Raw genomic sequence first — 5511 nt, 5'->3', positions numbered from 1 at the left:
ATTTCTAATCAATAATTACTTCTGGGTATACTATGTTTTTAGTTACAGGTTGTGCAGATCTACTGTCCCATATAGCCTTGATGTTATGTACAGAGGTGACTCGAGAAATAGCCACATATAACTGTCCATGTGTAAACACTGCATTCCTAAGATCTAATCCCACATGATCCACTGACTGTCCTTGTGATTTGTTGATGGTCATTGCAAAGCAAACCTTGACAGGAAATTGTCGGCGGCAGAATTCAAAGGGCACTTGAGTATTTGATGGAGTCAAACCCAGACGTGGAATGAATGTTGTTGTTCCAGCATGCTCTCCTGTTAACAGCCTGACTTCCAAAACACGATTACTAAGTCGAGTGACCACTGCTCGAGTCCCATTGCAAACACCCTCTCCTGGATTTAAATTCCTCAACACCATCACAGGACATCCAACCTTTAACTTCAACTTTGAGAGTGGCAATCCAGAGCAGTTGATTGAATTGAGATACTCCACTGGATAAAGCAAATCCCCTTCATCATTGGCCCCATCATTCTTGATTGAGTCTGCACTAAGGAATTCTCTCTCCTGTCCAGGAAACTGTGCAAGCAATGCTTCATTGATGTCATCAACATCATCATTCCTGCTGGTGAGAATGGTACGCTGAGCAAAGTAGTGATCAGGTTGAAGAGGAAGTTGATCAATGCCAGGATATATTGTTTGAATTAAGGAGGAGATGTTGTTTTCAGGGCATTTGAAATGATCAGGAAGTGTGATTGACCCAGTTGGATCTGTATGCTTCCCATGACCAACCTCTAACTGCCACTTTGCAAAATCACGCTCAGCAATGTTCTGGGTGTTTAGACGCATGTTCTTTGTGAGTTTGAGGACTTTGATTGATGACCATAATTGCTGAGATCTCTGAAGACATGCACCAACAATTTGTGGACGTGAACCTTTGACAATAACAGGCAGTATCTGCTTCCAATCTCCTCCAAAAACCACTGTAAGACCTCCAAGGACCTTGTCTTGACATCCTCTGATGTCGCGGAAGGATCGATCCACTGCTTCAGGGATATGACGGTGTTGCATTGGAGCCTCATCCCATATGACCAAATCAGTATTGCAAATTAACTCTGCCAGGTCAGAATTTTTTGTAATATTACAGAGTGAGCTTTCATGGATTTCGATTGGGATTTTGAAGGTGGAATGAGCAGTACGACCACCCATCAAGAGCTGGGAGGCGATTCCTGAGGAAGCAACACAGAGAACAATTTTTCCCTGACCTCGTAGCAAGCAGCAGAGGGTGTTGTAAAGATATGTCTTCCCAGTTCCTCCAGGCCCAGAAAGAAAGAAAGTCTGTCCAGATTTTGTCTCCACAGCAGTAACAATGTTGTCAAAAGCTGGACGCTGCTCATCATTAAGAGTTGGTACGCGTTGGGTAGCCAGGTGAGTCTGCTCATGGATGACATAGGAGCGCTGTTGTGCAATCAACCTATTGCCAACTGCTAAAGCCCAATTCCTCTGAAGAAGAGGCATGGCTGGCCAGTCTTGCAAAGCTCTGTTTCCAGCACGAAGGATTTGATCAATAAGGTGAAGGCCATAATCGTATATTTCGTCTTCAGTAGCATTGTCAAGAATATGTTGTGCGTGGAGCCTGTGGTGAATGTCATCACAAATGTTGCCTCGAAATTCCAACCAAAGAGCCAGAGGATCAGATGGAGAGCAATCGCGAAGAATGGTGACAAAGAGGTTGCGCAATTGATGACCACTTGCCATATGGGCAGCTTCCTGAAGACATTGCCTCCACTCACTATCATCCTCCAGTAAGCCTCGTGCCAGACACGCAGCATGAAAGGTCGGAAGGATAACTCCATTAACAGATCGTAAAACCTCAAATGATGTGGCACCTTTGACAGCACAAAGAAGTGTGCGGAGATAGAAGCGTTCCCCAGAGCTTGGATGGGCATAGTACATGCGACCAATAGCAGTATCCTTTTTCCTTGGAGTCCACCTCCTTTCCTTGGTATTCCATACAAATTTGGAAGGAAAGTCCTGATAAAGAAGGTGACATGCTGCTGAAAAGTCGTGACGGGTATTGGCATTGGCTTTGAAGTATCCTGTAAGAGTTGTATCCTTGGTCTCTTGGTCTTCAAGAACTGTCTGAAGGTTAGGAGTGGCATCCTGATTCCACGTGACTAACTGTTGGTTTGGCAGATGAACCTGAAGTCGGACAATGTTAGGAGATTCCTCATGCATTGAAAAGCACAACAATCTCCAAATGGCTTCACAGGCAGACACATAGCGGGAGTCCAAGTAAAGCTTGATTTCATCCAGACACCTCCCAAACTCCATAGTAGTGCGATCATGACCTTTGTACACATATTTGTAGATGTACTTGACAGCCTTGACTGAGAAGATGGACTCCATGTTAATATGACAGCGGTATTTCCAGAGCAAGTAACGTGGATGGCCAACCACCCATCGATTGTCCACCTCATAACCTCCAACCTGATACTTCTTCCCTGTGTCACGTCTCCTAAGATTGGCATAAGAGTCCTCGTTTAATGTTGTCTCATCTCTGAAGGGCTTTGGAAAACCTTTGGAACACTTTCCATCACGCATGCAAGGAGCATTGGGATTCTGAGCACCACAGGGAGTGTGGACCATGAACTTCTTGACCAACTCAAATAGTTCAGGTTCCTCTACCTCATCTGGAAATTCGGCTGAAAGAAGAGAGTCGATTTCTTCAGGAGTCCGTAGCTTGTCATCTGGGTCCAGAAAGATGATCATATGGATGTGAGGAAGGCCACGCTTCTGAAATTCAATAGTCCACACACGTGCAACTGTCCTTCCAAGGTAGCCATGTTTGAAAAGATCAGCCTTGAGTTGGTTCACCTTAGCTTTAAAGACACGATCCACCAAATCAGGCCTGTCTGCAGTCGTCTGCCCTGGTAGCAAAGCCTCCTTGATCTCTGGCCAGTTTGGATTGGCAGTCATAGTGAGGAAGAGATCAGCACCATGAAAGTGACGGTTGATGGCAAGAGCATCCTGACAGTTTTGGATCATGGATCGAGAACTGCCAGAAAAGGTAGAGGGAAGAATGTAACGTTGGCCCAAGTCTTCTCCATTAGCAGCAGGATCTGCTGCCACTGCATCTGCCAGTCCCCGATATGTATCTGCTCTAATCTGGTTTTGGTTGCGGTGAATGTATGAAAGACGGGACTGCTCGGTTGTAGCCCATGCATCAACAGCATATTCCTGAAAGAGTTTTCCAGCTCTAAAGATGTGGTTTGACTCATTAAGACGGGGATGTAGACGGTACTTGAAGTACTCTAACTGAGTGACCTTGGTCCTTCCAACTCTACGCTCTTGGTTTTGGTTTTGTCGACGATTTTGTCGATGCTCCACCTCCATGTGAGGAATATTAAGATGCCAGCCAAGCTGCCCAGTTGGAAAGAGCAGAACATAATGGAGAGAATGATACAGGGGATGGAGATCGTCAATTTCTCGAAGTCCACCACCACGTTTATGAAGAACAATATCTCTACCTTGAGTACGCTGATCACCGTCTCCAGGTAAGATGACTGCTATTTCGTTGGATGTGTTGGTAGGCAGGTTATATCGACGAAGATCAGTAGTATCATTAGGGTCGAAATGAAGGGCAATGGTGCACTGATCCATATTTTGTGTCATTTCAATAGCCTGCTTATACAACTCAACTGCTGGGTGATGACGATAAAGCATGTCCTGGAGAGTTTGCATTGTTTCCCTGTGAAGATCTACATTGGCACGATGGTCCATGCGATATTGGAGTGCCTCTTGAGGATCGTAAATATAAAGCTGAGCAAAGACAGGATCTGCTCCCTCTCGAGGAATGAGAGAACCACTTTTATGGCACAGTCGACCTTGAACTCTGAACACATATGGGCCATTACCATTATTGATAGCTTTATCCTGATTACATCCCAGAGATGTCATGGCCAATGCATTGTTGTAAGTGCGAATATGATTCCGAAAATTCTTTGAGATGTCGTCTTGACCTAAAAGCAGGTTAAGAAGCTCAGGGGGAGGGTCATCTAGTCTGGGAATTTTGATTTTGCCGCTAAAGCAGCACATGCCAAATACAGGACGTATAATGGGACTGTCAGATAATTTCTCCTCCATCCAGTGTAAAGCCCCACAGTCAGAGCAGGACACATCCATTCTACCCAAGTAGTGAACTGGCCAGTTACGATCAAATGGTTTGAAAGCAAAGCGCCAACACTCAGGTAATGGACGATCGTCAGGTTGAGGAGGAGGTTGCTGTGGCATAGGCAAAGCAGCGGGATGTAGCGGAGGTTGCTGTAGGGGTGGTGGAGGATCAAAGAGAGGATTAGGCATAGGAGGAGGTTGGTGCAGCATAGGCAAAGCAGCAGGTTGTGGCAAAGGCAAAACTCTAGGATGAGGTAAGAGAGGATTAGGCAAAGGAGCTTCTTGAGGTGGAATCTAAAATTCATAAGTCAGATATGTATGTACAGTTTAATTTAAAAACTCCACATACTGGAGGTGGAGGAGGACTCCTTCCTCTTCCCCTTCTTCTTCCACGAACAGGCTGGAGAGGAGGTAGAGCTGCATGTTGCTGTGCAAGATTGGCAGGCAGATGATTGAACTGGCGAGGCTAATTTGAAATGATAAATACATGACAGCAGCAAAATAGCATGAAAAAATACATACTGGAAGCAAAGGCTGAAGAGGAGGTAAAGCTGCATATCTTTGTGCAAGATCCTGAGGCAAATTATTATACTGGAGGGGCTGAAATCCCTGAGCGCGTTCTGCAGGTGCATGTAGAGCAAAAGGATCATCTTGAGTAATTGCAGTTTGAGGAGGAAGAGGTGCTTGAGGTACAGGAACATTATCAAAGCGTAAAGGAGGAATATCAGGATAGACAGGTTGATTAGGGGTGCGACGATGTTCAGGGCTGTCCAGAGTGCGATTGCTACGTTCACTCTGGCGGGCAGCTGTACGAACACGTTGTGGGGTATTTGGAGGTGTTTGATCCCTAATTAAATCTCCATTAAAATATTTAATTAATAAAAAGAAAAAACAGCATACATATTATATAGTCAGATATTAATTGAATTTATTGAGAAAAAAAAAATCAAAAAAGTAAGAAGTCCTTCAGATGACTCTGTCTTTTTGAGCAGCTGGATAACCCAAAAGGAGGAAGAGAAAAGATAATGGAGTAGTCCAAGTCAACAACTACACTTGGCACTACCAAAAAGTATCAAAAAAAAATTGTATCGGTATTTTACTAAGCTAAACTAAACCGGGGTCCAGACGGTTGTCCCAGTTATCCCCCCACTTAATGATTTGGAGGACTTCTCAGCGGTATTCACCCAAGTGGGCCACCCAATGCCGAGGAACTACAGGAAATCTACTACTGTAACTACTGTACTGCCTCCACGGCAACCTAGGTCCCTATAAAGGTTCCCTTTAACGTGATGGAGTTAGGGATAATCCTCCGACACGATCCCTTAACCCTAGGATCCGGG

General features: G+C 44.9%; 2 protein-coding genes. One reads left to right on the top strand and one right to left on the bottom strand.

Going from position 1 to position 5511, the window contains the following annotated elements:
* Positions 1–4: 4 nt before the first annotated feature.
* Positions 5–4360: a hypothetical protein gene (locus ABSG47_RS20895; RefSeq protein ID WP_424172515.1), complete on the bottom strand. Its 4356-nt coding sequence runs from the start codon at positions 4358–4360 to the stop codon at positions 5–7.
* Between the two features lie 317 nt (positions 4361–4677).
* Here ABSG47_RS20895 and ABSG47_RS20890 point away from each other — a divergent pair, with 317 nt between their 5' ends.
* Positions 4678–4830 carry a hypothetical protein gene (locus tag ABSG47_RS20890; protein ID WP_424172513.1) on the top strand — a complete coding sequence of 51 codons (153 nt, stop codon included), beginning with the start codon at positions 4678–4680 and terminating at the stop codon, positions 4828–4830.
* The last annotated feature ends 681 nt before the right edge of the window (positions 4831–5511 follow it).

The organism is Occallatibacter sp. (assembly GCF_049510455.1).
In the GTDB taxonomy this organism is placed as follows: domain Bacteria; phylum Acidobacteriota; class Terriglobia; order Terriglobales; family Acidobacteriaceae; genus Telmatobacter.
The sequence above is the reverse complement of the archived record's forward strand: the minus strand, read 5'-3'. Positions and strand labels throughout refer to the sequence as shown.

What these genes read in the sequence shown, in the direction of transcription:
- ABSG47_RS20895 (WP_424172515.1), bottom strand. Translation starts at nt 4,360, where the DNA reads ATGCCTAATCCTCTCTTTGATCCTCCACCACCCCTACAGCAACCTCCG.
- ABSG47_RS20890 (WP_424172513.1), top strand. Translation starts at nt 4,678, where the DNA reads ATGAAAAAATACATACTGGAAGCAAAGGCTGAAGAGGAGGTAAAGCTG.